Genomic DNA, 16,497 nt, shown 5'->3' with positions numbered 1-16,497 from the left:
ACCATCATGATGAAACGGTCTCGGGGAGAGGCATGACTCCTCTCCCCCTGTTCCCGGACGTCAAGACAGCAGATATTTTCGCTTTGCGCCGACTTATTCAAATCGGCAAACGACGAGATCATATCTGTTATTCACTCTTTGAGGGATGATGCAGATGGCAGGACTGACTCTGAAGAAACAGGGAGCACGGGTCGTGCTCCCTGTTCAGACTAGCGGAGACGGGTCGGTCGGCAGCATCCCCGCTGGAGGCACGAGCTGCTACGGTGGTGGGCACTCCGCCATAGCGCTCGTGAGGTCGACCTATTTTGCAGGTTTTGAATCTGTTGCAGGCTTCTCTTCTCCAGAGGTGTGATCCGATCGCTCAGGTGCGAGAGAAGTATTCGAAATAGTCTTGCCAGGCTGACCACTTGCGTCGGTTTGCTCCAACTCCCTGATATATTCGGCTGTCTTTTTCAGACGCTGCTCCAAGTCGGTTTGCTCTGTTTTCAAGGCCCGCAACATCGCGTCACGTACCAATGCATGGCTGTTCTGACCTGAAGCGCGTTCTTTTAGCAACATCTCATGTCTTGATTGCAGATCGCGGGTCGTCGTGGCCAGCGACGCCAGCGTTTTTCCCTGCGCGTCTATATCTTTTGAAAGACGCAACTGAAGTTCTTCCATTGTTTTCCGTTTGGCCTCGTTATCCGATAGTGATCGATCATACTTGGACCGCATCTCCTGCATCTCTTTTTGCACATCTTGACGCACAGACATGAGATCACCGGTCGATACACAGCCCGAACAAGCCGTACCAACCGCCATCGCGATGAGATATGAAAATCTCGCTACCATGAGGCCCTCTCATGACAAGCAGGCGTGTTTAGCGCGTGCGTTCCGTTGTTTGCTCGGTTAATAACCGTCTACGCAGTCGCGAACACGTCCCTAACGGCGTCACGTGTACGGCTTCCGGGGCAATGCTGATCTTCGTCGAATCCCACACTCGCAACGGACGGATGGCCGAGGGATCGATACTCGTGCTCTTTAGGGTAACCTGTTGACCAAGAATCTTGACTGTCACCGATGAACGTTCCCGCTCTACCAAAACAACTCTCGCGGACCATTCATTGCATCGATTCTCAGTCTGGGGATATGGAACGTGCAGTTTCACTTCAGCGGCGTCCACGGCGACCATGACCCGTTGTCCCACTGCAAAAAAACGACGAAGTGCAGGTGCACTGGTTCCTCGGTCGATACGTAAGTCCAATGACGCTCCCTCATCCGTTCTTACGTGAAGCACCTCGTGGGGAGGAGTCCCCGTCGCGAGTATGGTTCCAGCGATGCGGTTTACCGTCTTTGGTCCGACACTGGTTGTCAGCGGTAGTGTCGCAGGCGGCTTCTCGACCTTGATCATCGTGACCATAATGAGCCTCCTCGAGCCATTTCATAGTCCGTGGACGTCTCCGGTTTGAACATGCTCCGCAACAGTCCCAGGAGGTGTTCTCGGAAACTTCGTGAACGCGCGGAGACCGCCATTCGCGGGGCTGGACGATACGGCGTGGCGTGGCGTGCAACCGAGGGAAGGTCGCCCGACAATTGTAGATCCTTCGTCAGCGCCAGGGAGGCCACGGCGTACTCGCATACTTCACACTTCCAAAAAGCGCCATTCGAAACGAGCGTCTCGTGCTGACAAGAAGGACAGGCCCGTATCGCCAATCGACTAACACGCGGTCTGGTCTGCGTGATTTCTTCCATGGTTCACCGTAGCTAAGGTTGATCGCGTTCCGGACAAAGTCATGCATAGTGATTTACTGTATACTTTACAAAATGTCAAGTATACATATTTCATCTAGCACACAATCATAGGCCATCTGAGCAGAGAGATGGCACCGAACATGAGAGGACAAGGCGCGTTTGGAAAATACGATTCGACAGGCGGGTGACGTTCAGCGTAAGGAGAAGACTATGCGGGCGGACTATGTTCGGGAATGAGTGCGAAGCTCGCGTATCGTCCCGGTCTCTCGCGTGTCGTAACCGCCGAGCGACTCAATCTCTGACCGAAACACACGGCTGACAATGGTGTCGAAAAAGGCCGTTAGCCCCGAGTGTTCCGCGAGCAGCCTTGTTGGAATCACAAGATCATATCGTTCATCTTGAAGCGGAATAAAATCGAGCCCATACAGTCGAGACAGAGATCGTAGCCCGATCCCTGCATCGGCCACCCCTTCTACGATACGCCGGGCAACCTCCATATGGGACGTGACGACATGTTCATAGCCTCGAACCTGTTGAGGCCTGATGTCAACGCCTCGCAAGCGGCGGTCGAGAAGCTCACGGGCACCGGAGCCGGATTCTCGATTCACGACGGTGACGTCTTTGCGAACCAAATCGGCGATGTCACGGATTCGTTTTGGGTTGGATTTGCGAACCATTAAGCCGGCTTCCCACCGAGCAAACGTAACGATCGTGAATTCACCCGTGGCCAAATGCTTTCTCAGATAGGGTAAGTTCCATTCTCCGGAACGGGCGTCCTGAACGTGAAGGCCGGCCACATGAACTTCCCTGCGCTTGACTGCATCAAGGGCGGCCATGCTCCCCATCGTCCATCCCACGACCGATGACCGGTCGTGACGTCTTCGCACATATTCTCCGACGAGAAAGATGGCTGGATCGCAACCGGCGACGATGATCTCGTCTTCGATGAACCGATGATCCCGTAACAACTCGACTTGAACTTGATTCTTCGTCCGACGGACTCCGGACCGAGATCCTGGAACGGAACCGAGCAACAACCCGTCAGCAGGGACCGTTAAGCTCAACACATCGCCCAATTCGGACAAAGGCCGTACGACGATCCGTGAACCAATCTTCGCTACCTTCACACGAGCTCGCACATCCGTCACTGGCGATCCCACTAACTCTCCTTCGATGACCTCTCCATCCGAAATGAGAGAGAATATATCTTCGACCCTGCATTGGAGAGATTTGGCCAACCTGAGTGCGACGGCGGTCGTGGGAAGGTAACGGCCAGTTTCGATCGCATAGACGGCCTGCCGCGTGAGCCTTGCCATTCGTGCCAAATCACCTTGGGACAGATTTTTGGCCGTTCGGAGATTTTTCAACCGATTTTCGACGTTGCTGGCCGGTTCGGCTTTATTATTTTCACTCATGGATTGCGAGTGGGTAACAGAGATCGACGTGTAATGTCAAATATACCGGACACGTTTCGTGAGCGCAGAGATTTGTTGACGATTTCACACACCTTATGCAGATGCGCCCGAGGAATGGCGCCGAATGAGAGGACGATGGACACGCCACCTTCGCAAGAAGACTTGGAGAGATAAAACGATCGGCGGCAAACGTATGAGGACGCGTCGTTCGCCGCCGGGACGTCGAACCAAATCCCTATTACTTACCGACCATCACCTCGGTCGCTTTGACAGCGACGGTCACTGAATCGCCGGTCTTCAAACCCATGCTCTTGACGGAGCCTTCCGTGATGGCCGCCACAAACTCCAAGTTGCCGACTTTGACGGTCACCTCCGCCATAGCCGCACCTTCCTTGATATGCGTGACATTGCCCTGATACTGGTTGCGTGCGCTGAGTTTCATGATGTCCTCCTCTTTGAATGGTTGACCGGATGGCGATGTGCCAAATCCCGTATGATGTGAAGGTAGCAGTATCGCGCAAGAATAGGATGCCAGTTGTGTGAGAATTTTCCACTAGTGTGATTCAGATCTCCACGAGATACTCCGGCAGGTTAATTCTTCGTCAAAGAACTCCAAAACCCTTGACTCCATAGCCTCCGCATCCTCTATACACATGAGCAGCGTATGTTCTGTATGCCCGGCGACCACGAGAAGCTTTGAGCGGACACGCATGTGGGAGCTGCTCGGAATGTACGGCCGCACCATGGTAGCGACCACACGCGGCGGAGTAGCCGGGAACGGTTGAGTCAGACAATCCGGAGATGGCCTATGCACGATTTCCCGCATATTGAAAGCGGGCGCGTCGTCTTAATCTGGACGGTCGGATGTTCGGCGATCGGCATCATCTTGGGATCGGTCGTCAAAGATCAGTCGAACGATTCCAGCCCCTCCTATATCGTCCGGGCAAACCGCCGCAATCGTATTGTCCACACATCTGCAATCCTTCAATGTCCGGCTCTCTGTTCGCTGTGCGGAAGCTCCCAATGGTGGTGGGAAGAACATTTCACCCTTCGCTGTTTTGCCTGCACGAAACCGCCTGCTTCGTTTCTCGAAGATCAATTGCGCAACATGCGCGAGGCCATGGATATCATTGCCGAGCTTCAGCCGAATGTAGACAAGACAGTTCGATCTATTATTTTGGAGAGTTTTGACGAAGCCGTTCTCTGTGACGACTGGCCGGAAATGCAACGACTGGTCACGGTCGCACAACTGGTGGTTCAACCGCCCGACCCAGGCGGTTGCACAATCATGCGCGAGGAGTCATAACCCGGCTATTGGACGCTCTTGCCTTTTGGCGAGGCGTTGAGGATCAGATTTCCACTGCGTTTGTTCTTGCCGATCACCACCTTCGAGGTCATTTTCGATTCAAACTGACTGCGAGGAGGCATGGTAGTGGCCATGGCCTCGATGAACTGCAACAGGTCACGAGTATTTTGGGCCGGTCCTTTGAACTCCACCGATACATTTCCTTCGAACCGGGGATTCACGAGATGCACCACCCCACCCGAATAGGTTAGCGTCACGTCATGGAACACACAGTCCCGACAGTCCATTCCATCGAGCGCATGAACTCCTCGCTCGAACTTGGTCCCATCGGCGGTGATGTGTGGTTTCCCTTGTTTAGAACCGGCTGCATGAGCCGGCATCGCTATCTGTAGAGTCAGGAAACCGATCACGACCAGCCGCCCCCCCTTCCTGACAACAGCCCTCGCCCCTTTTCCGCGCATGCTTGCTCCTCCTGCACCGGAATCATCCGGCGGTATCTTACAATGGAATCGCTTCGGTCTGGTCGTAAAACTATTTTCATGCCGCACGGCAGATATTGCCTGCAAGTTATCCCGGAGATCGTTCCCAATGGTCCGCACGTTTTTACGGGCCAACGGGCGCCAGCCGCCGAGATCTCAGGCTTGCAGTTGCTCACCATTCCTCATGAACGGGGGCTTCATGAGGAAGCCAGTTGGCCCTTCTCATAATATATCTCACAGATGTCTTCGTGGGCTCAGGCTACATCGTCATGAGGGGCACGTCCATGTCAAATCCGCGGCGCGGAAGGCGGCGCAACATTTCGAATATTGTTTGTACGAACGGAGCCGCCATGAGACTTTCTTGAGAGACTCTTTGCACGCAGAGATGTCGTGCACTTTTCCAACGATCTTTTCAAGAGAACGCTCTGACCACGGATGGCCCAGTCTCTCGAGCCCGATGCATGGAGGATACATGACAGCGACAACTTCCCCACACCCCACGATTCTGGTCGTCGATGACGAGAGTACGATCGTGCGGTTGATCCAGGCCATGTTGGAACCTGCCGGCTTTCAGGTGTTGACCGCCACCGGAAGCGCCGAAGCCTTGAAGATTTGCAAGACACATCCGTCTCCGATCGATATTTTGCTCACGGATCTGATCCTCCCGGCGCCAACCTTCTCGATCTCATCCGGCAATAACGAATTCCCGCATGTGCACGGGCACGAATTGGCATCACGTGCGCTCCAGATACGTGAGACGCTTCGTATTGTGCTGATGTCGGGAAATATCGACAAGGACCTGGCAGGGTACGGCATTCGCCGGGGGACCGTGCCATTTGTGCCGAAACCATTCGAGCAGCAAGAACTGAAAGATACATTGCGTCATGCGCTGCAAGGTCCACCGACCAAGGAGGCCGATCTGCAAAAACAGGCCCCCGAGCGGGCTAAGGAGCTTGATGGTTGGGTAGACTGACGTTCCATCCATTAGAACCTTCTCAATCCTTCCGGGCGATCACTTCACGAACAGACTCTAACCGTCCTATCCTCTCTCTCTAAGGTGTTATATGCGCCCCGTCCAAACCATGCAAACGCGGAATAGGCAGCGGCACGAAGCCGCGATAGTCTCGCGATCATGCTTGCCCTGTCCGTATTCTTCGTGTTTCTTGTGCCGATTGCGGTAATTGGCATTCCCTACCGCCTCTATCAAATAGCCACGGGACACTTCCAGCGACGCCTGGCCTCTGTGGACGGGTTTAGCCAGCTTGTGGTGGTATTCGGTTTGACGCTGGTCTTCGTGAACGTCTTTCTTTTGGGATATGCCATTTATCTTGCGTGCGCGACCTTTACGACGACCTCCAATGGGTATGACCGCCTCTTCACTGTGGTCATGGTGGTCTGTGGTACAAGCTACGCAGTGATGGAAGCGCTGCTGTTGCCCCTGACAGTATTCTGGGCACCTTCAAAGTCTTGAGCCAACGCGCATCATCCAGTAGGCGGACTCGCACTGCATTTCTGATGATGCGACACGAAATACTTAGGTGATTTCGGTAGTTACTGACTATCTGGAAGCGCTACGGGGATTGTCTTGCATGGCAGGAGTTTGGATACGCGGATCCGTGTCCGACGGCAAGCAGTAATAGCGGGCAGTCTGGCTTCCTCCCGTCTTCTCGAAAACCAAAGCATACCGTTCGGAATTGGAGACTTTTTCTCCGCGTTTGATGGCTGCCTCCTTAATTGAATCGATAAGTTCACGCATTTCGGCACGGCATTCATCGCGGCCTTCATACGCGTCGTAGATCGACCACCGCGTTTGCTTGTCTCGGAAGTCAAGAAACGATCCGCTCTCGACCCACATGACCCATCCTGCAAAAAACACGTTGACAAGCTGTCGCGTCATGTTTTGCATTCTGGATTCTCCGTCGGCGGAAGGTCTCACACCAGACCCCCTATATGTCTCATGCATCCGAAGAATTGTACATTCTTTGCTGAGAACCGGCCTTTGCATCAGATACGAGCGGCCTGGTTTGAACGCTTGAGCTGATCGCCATTGGGACGCCAAAAGTCAGGGAGAAGGCCACCCAAAGCATAAAAGGAGCATTTTGTCCCACATTAGAGAAGAACTGAGGGTCTTCCGTTCAATTTAGATGCTATATTTCTGTAGGACAGTGAGCGAGTCAACGGGGGGTACAATGGCCAAGCGGATTCGTCCCAGAGTATTTGTGCATCGGCAAGTCGAATATCGATATGCCAGAGGAGAAGGAAAAGGTGTATTGACGGATCTGTCGTTGTCGGGTTGCAGGATCAAGGGGCCGATTCACTTTGTTCCGGGCATGCGCATCAGGCTCAAGCTTTGGCTTCCTGATGCAATCGATCCCATCGATGTCGAGCAAGCCAATGTACGATGGACAGGAGGAGAATACTTCGGAGTCAGTTTTCCCCTGCTGGCGGAAAGCATGAAGATGCGGCTGAGCAAGGTCGTCGAGGTTCTTCGTGAGGCTCAAGAGGAAGATGTAGCAGTCATTTCAGTGCCTGCCTTCGAATCGACGGCGAAACGGTCCTGATGGGCCGAATGCCCGAGACCAAACGGTCCTCACCATGTCGATCGAGTTCATACGGACAATCGCGTCTGTTCAGCAGGCGAGACCCCGATGACGTGTCGATCCCAGCCGTCTCATCGCGTCGGACCATCCGGCACCGGCAAAGTCGTCCCATCGACTTCGAACTGAGCTCTCAATTCATATCCGAAGCATTTGATCGACCGGATGGCCGTGCTCAAACAGGGGAGCTTCTGTTTGATTCGCCGGATGTGTACATCGACCGTCCTCGTCGTGCCGTAGTAATTGTATCCCCAAATCGCGTTCAGCAAGAAATCTCTCGTGAGGACCTTTCCCGGATTTCGGATTAAATGTTCCAACAAACCGAATTCCTTCGCGGTCAACACGACTTCCCGGCCATCCATCATCACTTCGTGCCGCAAAAGATTGACGCTGATCGAGCCGTAATTGTAGCGGCTCTCCCCTCCCCGCGTGCCGGTACGGCCGATGCGCCCGAACAGCGAGTTGATTCGCGCCATGAGGATTTTCGCGTTAACCGGCTTTCGCACATAATCGTCCGCCCCAATTTCCAGCGCCTTGACGACTTCCCATTCGCGCGCCGGTGTCGTCAGCATGATAATGGGAACGGTGCGCATGTGATTGGACGAGCGGAGTTGCCGGCATACATCCAGGCCGTCAAACTTCGAGAGCAGGACATCGAGAATAATCAAGTCCGGATGTCTTGCCAACGCGGTGTGGAGCGCGTCATGCCCGTTCCCGGCCGTCAGAATTCTAAAGCCCTCACGATCAAGACAGGAACTCAGCTGACGAAGAATGCCCTGGTCTCCTTGACCGAGCAGCACGGTTGTTCTGTAGGAAATCATCTTTCTTGATTGAGACCCTCGGCGACCTCTGATTGTTGTTTCCTACTGTCTCCTTAATGACTTCCCTGTTCAATATGGAATTCCCTTCCAACCGTTAACACTTCGTTAAATTCAGCTAAGTGTTTTGCCAAAGAGCGGACAGCAGGAGCGTTTGTTGAGGCAGGCTATGATCGGAGCGCGCACGACAACGGTGACGCCGATTATCAAAATTCATCGATATGGGGGTTGGCGCCCTGTCGGTTGGGCTGCAGAACACCCCGAAGATCAGATATCCGCCGGCAGGTGCCCGAGTAACTCTTGAGGGGAAATTCTCCCTTCCCAATAGTCGAGGAGATTCCGCAATACACGCTGTGGATGAACTCCGCGCCGTTCAGCGCGAAGAAAATATTGAAGCGGTTCGGCATAGGCAATAGTAGACAATGCGACGTAGTGCCCCTTGATCCATTCCCCGAGCCCGCGCGCCATCAAACAGACGACGATGCCTTTGAGATCACGACGAGTCAACCGTTCGGCCTCCATGATCCGTCGTATGCCTTCGTCCGATTCGCACAAGTCCACAAACTCTTCAAATGCACGGTCCTTTTCAGTCAACCCTCCCTGCTCCAACACACACATAAGTTCTGCCACGATCAGTGAGACCCGTTGATGCGGAGGGGCAATAGTTTTCTCAAGCCTATGGAGCCTGGAGGATTTCCAGGAAACTGACATCTGCGCCAAAAGTCCCATACGCTGCTCCTTCACTTACTGCCATCGGAGTTGCCGCGCCGTTTGACGCAGGGCAACGACCTGACAAGCGTTCTCCTCACGCCTCTTTCAAATGTACCGGATGTTCTTTGACGCGGTACGGAACCAGACTGCGGCGCGAAGAGAGAATGCGATTCAGATGAGTGAAGAATAGCGAGCAGGAGGATCAGACTGTGAGGGGCTGGCCGTGTATCGATGATGCTTTTGATCTGGCATAGGCATTTCACGTGCTCCCAGCCGTCGGGCCATCATGGCAAGGCCAGTGATGATCACGTTGTACGCCAATCGATGTAATGGGTCAAGCGTTAGGGCGAATCTTTAACAAACAATTAATAGTAGGGATACTGAGCATTTCCCTGCTAATCCTTGACGACCATGACCTCCGTGGCCTTCACGAGCGCCATCGCAGTATCCCCGATGCCAAGGCCAAGTTCATCGAGTGCATCGCGCGTGATGACGGCTGTGATCTTATGGGACCCGATGTCTAAATCGACTTGAGCCATAATGGTATCCCGTTTGATACCCGTAATCTTCCCCACCAGCTTGTTCCTCCCGCTCATGTCTTCCGTGCCGGATCTCTTTTTCCCAAGCCATCGGTCCAGGAGAGCTTTCTTGAACCTATACCGCCCGCCGATTTTCGGCGCTTCGATCTTCCCTTCCCAAATATACCGGTAAAACGTGGCGAGGGTGAGGCGAACGTATTTGGCTGCCTCTTTGGCCGTCAGGACATCCGTGTGGCGCTTGTAAGCTTTTGGCATAGCGGGGCAAAGCGTCAGTAGCTGACGTCTGGTACGGCGGACACTAAATAATTGTTCACATATCTGTCAACTATACAATGGCAATAGGCTCGACACTGCCTTTTGGCACATGAGATCCATCAAGCCGGCTTGGCTGCATCAATCTGTCAGGTCCTCGATAAGAGCGACCGATTTGATATGCGCGCAGAGACGTTGTCCCGGCTGTATGTCAAGATTGAGGAGTGATTTCTTTGTGACTGTGGCCACCAAAGGGCACCCGACGTCAAGGAGCACATCGACCGTCGTCTGATCCGCTTCTTTCGTCTCCACGACCACCGCATCCAACATATTGAGGGCGCTCGTCGCAAGCGACGCCATGCAGCGGACGAGGGTCACGTCGCTTGAAAGGATGTGGATGCGCAATGGGTCTCCGGTTCCTCGTGTTTGAAGAGGAATATAGAGCGAGTGGTGCTTGAAGGCGACGCGCGTGAGCCCGAATGACGGTTCATGTTCAGCCACTTCAACATCGATGACCGCGCCAATGTGCCTTCGCTCTATACTCTCATGCAGATCGAGCCGAGAAAATACCTCGTTGATCGGACCGATCGCTGCAATTGATCCATTTTGAAGAAGCGCGACCTGTTGTGCCAGTTGCAGGATTTCATTGATCGAATGGCTGACATAGATGATGGGAATCTTCAGCTCCTTGTAGAGCCGCTGAATGAACGGCAGGACTTCTCGTTTTCGTTCTGCATCCAAAGACGACAGCGGTTCGTCCAGCAAGAGCAATCGAGGGCTGGTGAGCAATGCCCGCCCGATCGCAATCCGCTGTTGTTCACCCCCGGACAGTTTATGTGGACGCCGCTCCAACAGATACTCGATCCCCAAGATATCGATCACTTGTTCCCAAGAGACTTTGCGCTCTTGAGAAGGAGTTCTCTTCATGCCATATGCGAGGTTGCCTCGGACGCTCAGGTGAGGGAACAATCGTGCATCTTGAAACACGTAACCAATCCGGCGCTGATGCAGAGGTCTATAGAGGCAACGTGACTCATCCTGCCAGACATCATCGCCAAGCTTCATGAATCCGTTCGGCGCCCGCTCCAACCCAGCGAGACAGCGTACGAGCGTGGTCTTGCCGGATCCCGAGGGACCAAACAGTGCCAATACGCCGACCGCCGGCACGTCCACTTGAGCATGCAGCTGAAAAGCCGGATAGGATAGGTCAAACCGCGCGGTCAAGCGGTTCATGACACATGAATGGGAAATTTTCTGTTCACGATATAGACACCTAACAGGACGAGAAACGAGAAGATCAGCATAGCTGCGGACAGCACGTGGGCCTGTTGATATTCCATGACCTCAACATGATCGAAGACTGTCGTGGACAGGACCCGTGTTTTCCCGGGAATGGATCCGCCGACCATGAGCACGACTCCGAATTCCCCCATGGTGTGTGCAAATCCCAAGACGATCCCGGATATATATCCCCGAAGTGCCATCGGAGACGCGACGGTGACAAATGCGTCGAACGGAGAAGCACGCAACGACCATGCTGCCTCCAACGGAGCCCTCCCGATTGCTTCGAAGGCCGCGTGAAGCGGTTGAACGACAAACGGCATCGAGTAGAATGCGGAGGCGACGACCAATCCCCAAAACGTGAATGCGAATGTCACTCCGGTCAACCGTCCGATCGGCCCATAGGGTCCAAGTGCCACGAGGATATAAAATCCCAGCACAGTCGGCGGCAACACGATCGGGAGCGCGACGACGGCTTCGACGACCGTGCGCCACCGCGATCGCGTGTGCGCCAACCACCAGGCGATAGGGGTGCCCACGATCAGCAGGACGAGAACCGTCATGCCTGCAAGGCGTAACGTCACCCAAAGCGCACTGAGGTCGAGATCGTTGAGCATCAGTTCAATTTTCGTTGCTACTTCAGTGCATACCCAAACCGCTCGATAATGGCCCGGCCCTTTTCATTTTGGATGAACTCCAACAGCGCTTTTGCAGCCGGATTCTTCTCACCGGTCGTCAATAGAACGGCATCCTGCTTAATGGGTTCGTGAAGGTGTGCGGGGACATCCCACCGGCTTCCCTTTCCCTTGAGCTTATCGTCCATCACTTGCGAGAGCGCGAGGAAGCCGAGTTCGGCATTGCCGGACTCGAGAAATCCGCTCGTCTGTCCAAGGTTTTCACCCATGACAAGTTTGGATTGAAGTCCATCCCACAGCCCCAACTTTGTAAGCGCTTGCATCGCAGCGGTGCCATAGGGAGCGGTCTTGGGATTGGCGATCGCCAAGTGTTTGAATTTTCCGGCCTTCAATGTCTCTTCTCCGGTCACGAGCGAGGCGTCTTGACTCCAGAGGACCAATCGCCCGATCGCATAGGTGAAACGTGTCCCCTTCACGCCAAGTCCTTCGTCTTCGAGCAGCTTCGGCCGCTCATCATCGGCAGAAAAGAATACTTCAAACGGCGCGCCGTTCTTGATCTGAGCATAAAACTTTCCACTCGATCCAGAAGTGGTCTGGACCGAATGACCGGACGCTTTTTCAAACTCCGCCGCGATGTCCTTAAACGCCGGCACGAAATTGGCTGCGACCGCCACCTGCACCTGGCCGGCGGAAGCTCCGTGAGCGGCGAGGAATACGGTGACCACGGCACTCAGGCAGACAATTAAAAGATGTTTCCTCATGAATTCCTCCAGATGCTAGCAGGGAAGGCGTTTCCAAATCGGGGTGTCACAAAAGAAACAAGCCGAAGAACAACACCTGCACTAGGTGCAGTACACTATACTTTACGAAATGTATGCATCCAGTGTAGTGAATCATTCCATCCTCTGTCCAGCCGTAAATTCCAACGAATCTATTCAAACGAATCTGCTCATGGGCATCGCCGCATCGGCTACGGGACGTACCGGCGGCAGCTCGACGTGACGGCTCGGTGAACGAAGAGGCACATCAATGCCGAGACGAACAACCATGCGGATGGTGGGATGGGAACGGCGGCAAGATCGGAATCGATTCTCCAGGCCAGCGCATAATCCGAGAGAAAGTTGACGGCCTCGCTGGTTGTCACTCGTAATTCATATCGTGTACCAAGCAGAAGCTTAAAATAGATATTTTCGGTGTTGTCCAACAGGCTCGATGACGACGCCAGCAAGGAATTCGTCGTCGCATCAAATAATGACAGATCGAGGTTGTAGAGGTGTGTCGCCAATAGGCTGTTATCGGAGACGGTCAGATTCCAGACGAGCGAGGCATACAACGACGTGCCGGGTGTTCCATTGAAAAAATACGACGCGGTCCACGGTGTGCCGCTGAGACCTCCGAGAGAGGCATAATCGAATCCCGCGGTCGTAATGTCATGCCCTCCATGCTGAAAACTCTTTTGTTCACCGCCGGTCAGAATGCGGTAACTGTTGTAGATATTGACTTGGCCCGCGCCGTAGCGGTCGTCCAACCCATTGGTCGTCTGATGTCCCGCGCTGCGGTAGTCGGTGATGTTGGCGGCCGTGCTCGTATTAGCGGTCTGACGATCCGCTCCCGCCATCAGAACAGCTTTCACCGTCGCGGCTCGTTCCGCATCGTACACGGTACCGACTCCCGATATAGTCGTCGAGCCGTCTGACAGCGCAGAACCAGCATTATGGCCGGTCTGTATCAATAGGGCGGCAGCAGAAGCGACAACCGGAGTGGCGGCACTGGGAGTCTCAAAGGGAGCGACGATGGAGGGCGCAGTTCTCCCCGCGACATACACACTGTCGACCGCGTCTGTTCCGATATGATTGACCCCATCTGTCCGCCCCACTACGATCGAGTTATATGAGTCGCTTAGCAGCGGAGATGCGGTCGTACTGCTGGTCGACGCCACGACTTGGACATATTGCTTCAAGGCGACCTGGCGGTCCACGAAACGAAGAATGGATCCATCCGTCTGGGCGTCTCCACCACCACCGACCCGACTATGATTGGCAATGCGGCTTGAAGCCGTCGTTGCGGCGCCACCCGATGCAGCCAATGTGTTGATCCAGGCTTGGGCTTCGTAACTGGTGATCTGGCTGATCCCCGAAGCCATGGAACCTGTGTTTCCATAAAAGATTTGGCCGACGGACGTCGCGTGGGATGAATACGCCCCGGACAGATTCCCGTTCGGACTCGTAATCACCTTTCCTGCGAAATCACTGTTCGAGGGGTCCGGCATAAACACGGGCGGAGCGCCGCCACTCACATCGTTATTTGGCGCCTCCACCTGGGTCACCGGCACGCCGGCTCCGGTCGGCGTGGAAGTCCCGAATTCAGCAAGGAGAGCATCGTAGCCGACGTCGGTGAGATAACCGGCATGAGCCAGCGATGATACCGAGAGTGTATACACGAAAGCCGTCAGCGTCCGCGTAATGCGCGTCATGGATCCCTCAATGCAACTCAATGCAGTGGAGTAAGAAGGTTTTTGTCGGGGACGACCCGGATCGCCGAGGCGCCGTTCGGCTCGAACGGCGCCCGCGGCCGAATAGATCTAACAATTCACGATAGAGCGTGATCCGTGCCGGCGGAATCGCCGGAGCGCCAGCCCGCCAAGTCCCGAAGCGAACAGAATCGCCGCTGCGGGGACGGGAACCGGCGTCAGCGGCGCATCGAGAACTTCCAGACCGATGAGATTGGACACCCACCGGCCCGCTGCACCATCTGTCGGGACGACCATCCGAGCAAAACCGGCGGTTCCCAAACCACTACCGCCGCCAGTGGTCTCGCTGAGGGCGACAAGAATGCTCTTGGCGCCGAAACTTGGGTCCAATTCACCAAGCGAATAGATCTGCTTGAATCCGTCGCTGCCGGTCGCGACTATGAACTTCCCCAGAATGTCGTTCTTCACGTTCGGGTCGGTAATGATGCCGCCTCCGGCTGCTGCGCCGGTCAAGAGGCTCCAGAGTGATACCCCTGTAAATGTTCTGCCACCGTTGGTCGTGATCGTGGTCTGCGGCAGGGCTTGTAAATCGGCAAGATTGAACGAGCGAGGGTTCACGATTTGACCCGCCAAGGCGAAGCTCTGTGAGAGACCACCACCAGGAATCGCATTGATTTGAGACTGTGAAAGCGAATCGAACACGTCCATTCTGAAGATGTTCGACACATAGCGGCCGCCACGGATATCGAGCGGCGCCGTCGTCCGGGCAAATCCGTCATTCCCCAGACCGGTCGGCGTGGAACCTGGAGGATTCGCCTGCTGGTACGCGATCAAGGATGGGGTATTGCCGAAAGTCGGGCGAATTTCTCCAATGGATGTGACCGCTCGATACCCATCGCTCCCTGTCGTCACGACATACATGCGGTTTTGCTGTTGCTGCATCGGCGTCCCCGGCGGCGGCGTCAACGGAAGGAGCCCTCCACCGCCGTTAGGATTGGAGCTGTTGGGATCGTTCAGGAAGCTGTAAAGGAGCGCCCCTGTGAAATCCTGATTTACCGTTGATGAGCCGGCCTGATAGGTGACGGTTTGAGTCACAGGCGTGAAGCTCTGTAAATCGGCCAGATTGACAGTGCTGCCGCTGTTCTGCACGAGCCCGTTCAGGAAGAACGAGTCGGTAACCGGCAAGGCATGCGCCACACCGCCGAGCAGGGCCGTGCAGGCAAGCCCCGCAAGAGCGGAGCGGACGGACGTGGAACCGAACCAGGTACGAGACAACATAAACCCCCTCCTTCAGCAACAGTGTGAACACCACCGCTGGCTCGCGGAGAGCTGTCGCCCCACAGCCCCACGACAACCCATCAGGTATGTGACCTTCGCCGGACCACCGCCGAAGAGTCATCCGATTGAAACGCACTCGCAAGAGTATTTTTCGCTTCAATCCTCGCGCTCAGACCATATGGGCGCGAATGACCCGTGTCAATGAACCGGTGCGACTCTTGAGCAAGAGTTAACACATTGGTGCGCTTCGGACGCCTTGCAGAGACAAGATGACAAGTACAGTGGAGTGTGTCCGGTAGACTGGAATGGGTTTTCGGATTGTGATTAGCGCGAGGCGGGAGATTCTGGGGTCCTGTCACCGGCTTCCTGGTACTGATTAAATCCAACCATAAACCCCTCTGGCCCAAATACTTCCAAGCGGATGGCCTTTCGGTTTCCCCGTTTCACATCCGGCTTCAATTTGAATCGGACGATCTTATTCCGCTCAGCTTCTTCGAGCTTGAAAACCGGAGATTGTTCAAGCGCACGCTGGAGTTCCTGCTGAACACGGGCCGCATCCTGTTCCGCAAAGTTAATCTGTACCCATCCTGCAGCATGCGGATGCTGGAGATCCTGGCGGATCACGATCAGGAACTCACGGAAACAGTATCCGCGCAGAATGTCCTTCTGCGGATGATCTTTCTTCAAAACCGTTTTCGCCTGCAAGATCGACTCGAAGAACTGTTCGAACAAGTTCATGTCCGACGTTTCCACCTGAACGCCTTCGACAGTTGTTGAAGGGGCCCGAACCGTTCCGCATCGCTCCTCGCTCGGCGAACGATCTTGTTGTGCATGCTTTCCGTGGGACTGGGAAGATGATGTCTCATCGGCTCGGATCGAATGTGGGAATACGAGAGCTGCACCGAGGATGAGCACCGTGAGAAGAATGGTCATTGTGGCTCCAGCGGATCGAGCGGTCGCGTCACGCCGTTTCTCGACTGAGACG

The 16,497-nt window shown here is 54.7% G+C and carries 19 protein-coding genes; 4 read left to right on the top strand and 15 right to left on the bottom strand.

Annotated features, from left to right (window positions below; all coding sequences use genetic code 11):
* Positions 1 to 300: 300 nt before the first annotated feature.
* From W02_RS20915 to W02_RS20900, 4 genes are all read right to left on the bottom strand, one after another.
* Positions 301 to 831 carry a hypothetical protein gene (locus tag W02_RS20915; RefSeq protein WP_173051241.1) on the bottom strand — a complete coding sequence of 177 codons (531 nt, stop codon included), beginning with the start codon at positions 829 to 831 and terminating at the stop codon, positions 301 to 303.
* Between the two features lie 28 nt (positions 832 to 859).
* Positions 860 to 1,399 (bottom strand): hypothetical protein, encoded by a 540-nt coding sequence (locus W02_RS20910; RefSeq protein WP_173051240.1) that lies wholly within the window; start codon positions 1,397 to 1,399, stop codon positions 860 to 862.
* A gap of 553 nt (positions 1,400 to 1,952) precedes the next feature.
* The gene (locus W02_RS20905) at positions 1,953 to 3,146 is read right to left on the bottom strand and encodes a substrate-binding domain-containing protein (protein ID WP_173051239.1); all 1,194 of its coding nucleotides are present in this window, start codon (positions 3,144 to 3,146) and stop codon (positions 1,953 to 1,955) included.
* Positions 3,147 to 3,384: 238 nt separating this feature from the next.
* Positions 3,385 to 3,588, bottom strand: a complete 204-nt coding sequence (locus tag W02_RS20900; RefSeq protein ID WP_173051238.1) for a molybdopterin-binding protein — start codon at positions 3,586 to 3,588, stop codon at positions 3,385 to 3,387.
* 366 nt (positions 3,589 to 3,954) lie between these two features.
* Here W02_RS20900 and W02_RS20895 point away from each other — a divergent pair, with 366 nt between their 5' ends.
* Positions 3,955 to 4,452, top strand: a complete 498-nt coding sequence (locus W02_RS20895) for a hypothetical protein (RefSeq protein WP_173051237.1) — start codon at positions 3,955 to 3,957, stop codon at positions 4,450 to 4,452.
* Between the two features lie 5 nt (positions 4,453 to 4,457).
* On the opposite strand, the gene W02_RS20890 is transcribed toward W02_RS20895, so the two are convergent.
* The gene (locus W02_RS20890; RefSeq protein WP_173051236.1) at positions 4,458 to 4,913 is read right to left on the bottom strand and encodes a hypothetical protein; all 456 of its coding nucleotides are present in this window, start codon (positions 4,911 to 4,913) and stop codon (positions 4,458 to 4,460) included.
* A gap of 490 nt (positions 4,914 to 5,403) precedes the next feature.
* Here W02_RS20890 and W02_RS20885 point away from each other — a divergent pair, with 490 nt between their 5' ends.
* Positions 5,404 to 5,904, top strand: coding sequence for a response regulator (locus W02_RS20885; protein ID WP_173051235.1), 501 nt, complete (start codon positions 5,404 to 5,406; stop codon positions 5,902 to 5,904).
* Between the two features lie 159 nt (positions 5,905 to 6,063).
* Complete coding sequence (locus W02_RS20880; protein WP_173051234.1) at positions 6,064 to 6,402, top strand: hypothetical protein; 339 nt, start codon at positions 6,064 to 6,066, stop codon at positions 6,400 to 6,402.
* Between the two features lie 87 nt (positions 6,403 to 6,489).
* Here the strand turns inward: W02_RS20880 and W02_RS20875 are convergent, their stop codons facing one another.
* Positions 6,490 to 6,828 carry a hypothetical protein gene (locus W02_RS20875; protein ID WP_173051233.1) on the bottom strand — a complete coding sequence of 113 codons (339 nt, stop codon included), beginning with the start codon at positions 6,826 to 6,828 and terminating at the stop codon, positions 6,490 to 6,492.
* Positions 6,829 to 7,120: 292 nt separating this feature from the next.
* Here W02_RS20875 and W02_RS20870 point away from each other — a divergent pair, with 292 nt between their 5' ends.
* On the top strand, positions 7,121 to 7,492 hold the full coding sequence (locus W02_RS20870; protein WP_173051232.1) for a PilZ domain-containing protein: 372 nt from the start codon (positions 7,121 to 7,123) through the stop codon (positions 7,490 to 7,492).
* Positions 7,493 to 7,602: 110 nt separating this feature from the next.
* On the opposite strand, the gene W02_RS20865 is transcribed toward W02_RS20870, so the two are convergent.
* The 9 genes from W02_RS20865 to W02_RS20825 form a co-directional block, all read right to left on the bottom strand.
* Positions 7,603 to 8,349: a response regulator transcription factor gene (locus tag W02_RS20865; protein ID WP_173051231.1), complete on the bottom strand. Its 747-nt coding sequence runs from the start codon at positions 8,347 to 8,349 to the stop codon at positions 7,603 to 7,605.
* Positions 8,350 to 8,613: 264 nt separating this feature from the next.
* Positions 8,614 to 9,075, bottom strand: a complete 462-nt coding sequence (locus W02_RS20860) for a hypothetical protein (RefSeq protein ID WP_173051230.1) — start codon at positions 9,073 to 9,075, stop codon at positions 8,614 to 8,616.
* A 377-nt stretch (positions 9,076 to 9,452) separates the two neighbouring features.
* A complete protein-coding gene (locus W02_RS20855; RefSeq protein WP_173051229.1) occupies positions 9,453 to 9,851 on the bottom strand; it encodes a TOBE domain-containing protein in 399 nt (132 codons plus the stop codon).
* A gap of 138 nt (positions 9,852 to 9,989) precedes the next feature.
* Positions 9,990 to 11,081, bottom strand: coding sequence for a molybdenum ABC transporter ATP-binding protein (modC, locus tag W02_RS20850; protein WP_173051228.1), 1,092 nt, complete (start codon positions 11,079 to 11,081; stop codon positions 9,990 to 9,992).
* Positions 11,078 to 11,746, bottom strand: a complete 669-nt coding sequence (gene modB / locus W02_RS20845; protein WP_173051227.1) for a molybdate ABC transporter permease subunit — start codon at positions 11,744 to 11,746, stop codon at positions 11,078 to 11,080. The genes modC and modB overlap by 4 nt, the downstream gene beginning before the upstream one ends.
* Positions 11,747 to 11,763: 17 nt before the next feature.
* Positions 11,764 to 12,525 (bottom strand): molybdate ABC transporter substrate-binding protein, encoded by a 762-nt coding sequence (gene modA, locus W02_RS20840; protein ID WP_173051226.1) that lies wholly within the window; start codon positions 12,523 to 12,525, stop codon positions 11,764 to 11,766.
* A gap of 209 nt (positions 12,526 to 12,734) precedes the next feature.
* Complete coding sequence (locus tag W02_RS20835) at positions 12,735 to 14,237, bottom strand: hypothetical protein (protein WP_173051225.1); 1,503 nt, start codon at positions 14,235 to 14,237, stop codon at positions 12,735 to 12,737.
* A gap of 108 nt (positions 14,238 to 14,345) precedes the next feature.
* On the bottom strand, positions 14,346 to 15,512 hold the full coding sequence (locus W02_RS20830) for a molybdopterin-binding oxidoreductase (protein ID WP_173051224.1): 1,167 nt from the start codon (positions 15,510 to 15,512) through the stop codon (positions 14,346 to 14,348).
* Between the two features lie 324 nt (positions 15,513 to 15,836).
* On the bottom strand, positions 15,837 to 16,445 hold the full coding sequence (locus W02_RS20825) for a hypothetical protein (protein WP_173051223.1): 609 nt from the start codon (positions 16,443 to 16,445) through the stop codon (positions 15,837 to 15,839).
* Positions 16,446 to 16,497 lie beyond the last annotated feature (52 nt).

Source organism: Nitrospira sp. KM1 (assembly GCF_011405515.1).
Taxonomy (GTDB): Bacteria; Nitrospirota; Nitrospiria; order Nitrospirales; family Nitrospiraceae; genus Nitrospira_C.
Note: the sequence above shows the minus strand (reverse complement) of the source record. Positions and strands in the feature narration are given on the sequence as shown.

What these genes read in the sequence shown, in the direction of transcription:
- W02_RS20835 (WP_173051225.1), bottom strand. Translation starts at nt 14,237, where the DNA reads ATGACGCGCATTACGCGGACGCTGACGGCTTTCGTGTATACACTCTCG.
- W02_RS20905 (WP_173051239.1), bottom strand. Translation starts at nt 3,146, where the DNA reads ATGAGTGAAAATAATAAAGCCGAACCGGCCAGCAACGTCGAAAATCGG.
- W02_RS20825 (WP_173051223.1), bottom strand. Translation starts at nt 16,445, where the DNA reads ATGACCATTCTTCTCACGGTGCTCATCCTCGGTGCAGCTCTCGTATTC.
- modA (WP_173051226.1), bottom strand. Translation starts at nt 12,525, where the DNA reads ATGAGGAAACATCTTTTAATTGTCTGCCTGAGTGCCGTGGTCACCGTA.
- W02_RS20885 (WP_173051235.1), top strand. Translation starts at nt 5,404, where the DNA reads ATGACAGCGACAACTTCCCCACACCCCACGATTCTGGTCGTCGATGAC.
- W02_RS20880 (WP_173051234.1), top strand. Translation starts at nt 6,064, where the DNA reads ATGCTTGCCCTGTCCGTATTCTTCGTGTTTCTTGTGCCGATTGCGGTA.
- modC (WP_173051228.1), bottom strand. Translation starts at nt 11,081, where the DNA reads ATGAACCGCTTGACCGCGCGGTTTGACCTATCCTATCCGGCTTTTCAG.
- W02_RS20890 (WP_173051236.1), bottom strand. Translation starts at nt 4,913, where the DNA reads ATGCGCGGAAAAGGGGCGAGGGCTGTTGTCAGGAAGGGGGGGCGGCTG.
- W02_RS20900 (WP_173051238.1), bottom strand. Translation starts at nt 3,588, where the DNA reads ATGAAACTCAGCGCACGCAACCAGTATCAGGGCAATGTCACGCATATC.
- W02_RS20830 (WP_173051224.1), bottom strand. Translation starts at nt 15,512, where the DNA reads ATGTTGTCTCGTACCTGGTTCGGTTCCACGTCCGTCCGCTCCGCTCTT.
- W02_RS20860 (WP_173051230.1), bottom strand. Translation starts at nt 9,075, where the DNA reads ATGGGACTTTTGGCGCAGATGTCAGTTTCCTGGAAATCCTCCAGGCTC.
- modB (WP_173051227.1), bottom strand. Translation starts at nt 11,746, where the DNA reads ATGCTCAACGATCTCGACCTCAGTGCGCTTTGGGTGACGTTACGCCTT.
- W02_RS20870 (WP_173051232.1), top strand. Translation starts at nt 7,121, where the DNA reads ATGGCCAAGCGGATTCGTCCCAGAGTATTTGTGCATCGGCAAGTCGAA.
- W02_RS20865 (WP_173051231.1), bottom strand. Translation starts at nt 8,349, where the DNA reads ATGATTTCCTACAGAACAACCGTGCTGCTCGGTCAAGGAGACCAGGGC.
- W02_RS20895 (WP_173051237.1), top strand. Translation starts at nt 3,955, where the DNA reads ATGCACGATTTCCCGCATATTGAAAGCGGGCGCGTCGTCTTAATCTGG.
- W02_RS20915 (WP_173051241.1), bottom strand. Translation starts at nt 831, where the DNA reads ATGGTAGCGAGATTTTCATATCTCATCGCGATGGCGGTTGGTACGGCT.
- W02_RS20855 (WP_173051229.1), bottom strand. Translation starts at nt 9,851, where the DNA reads ATGCCAAAAGCTTACAAGCGCCACACGGATGTCCTGACGGCCAAAGAG.
- W02_RS20910 (WP_173051240.1), bottom strand. Translation starts at nt 1,399, where the DNA reads ATGGTCACGATGATCAAGGTCGAGAAGCCGCCTGCGACACTACCGCTG.
- W02_RS20875 (WP_173051233.1), bottom strand. Translation starts at nt 6,828, where the DNA reads ATGACGCGACAGCTTGTCAACGTGTTTTTTGCAGGATGGGTCATGTGG.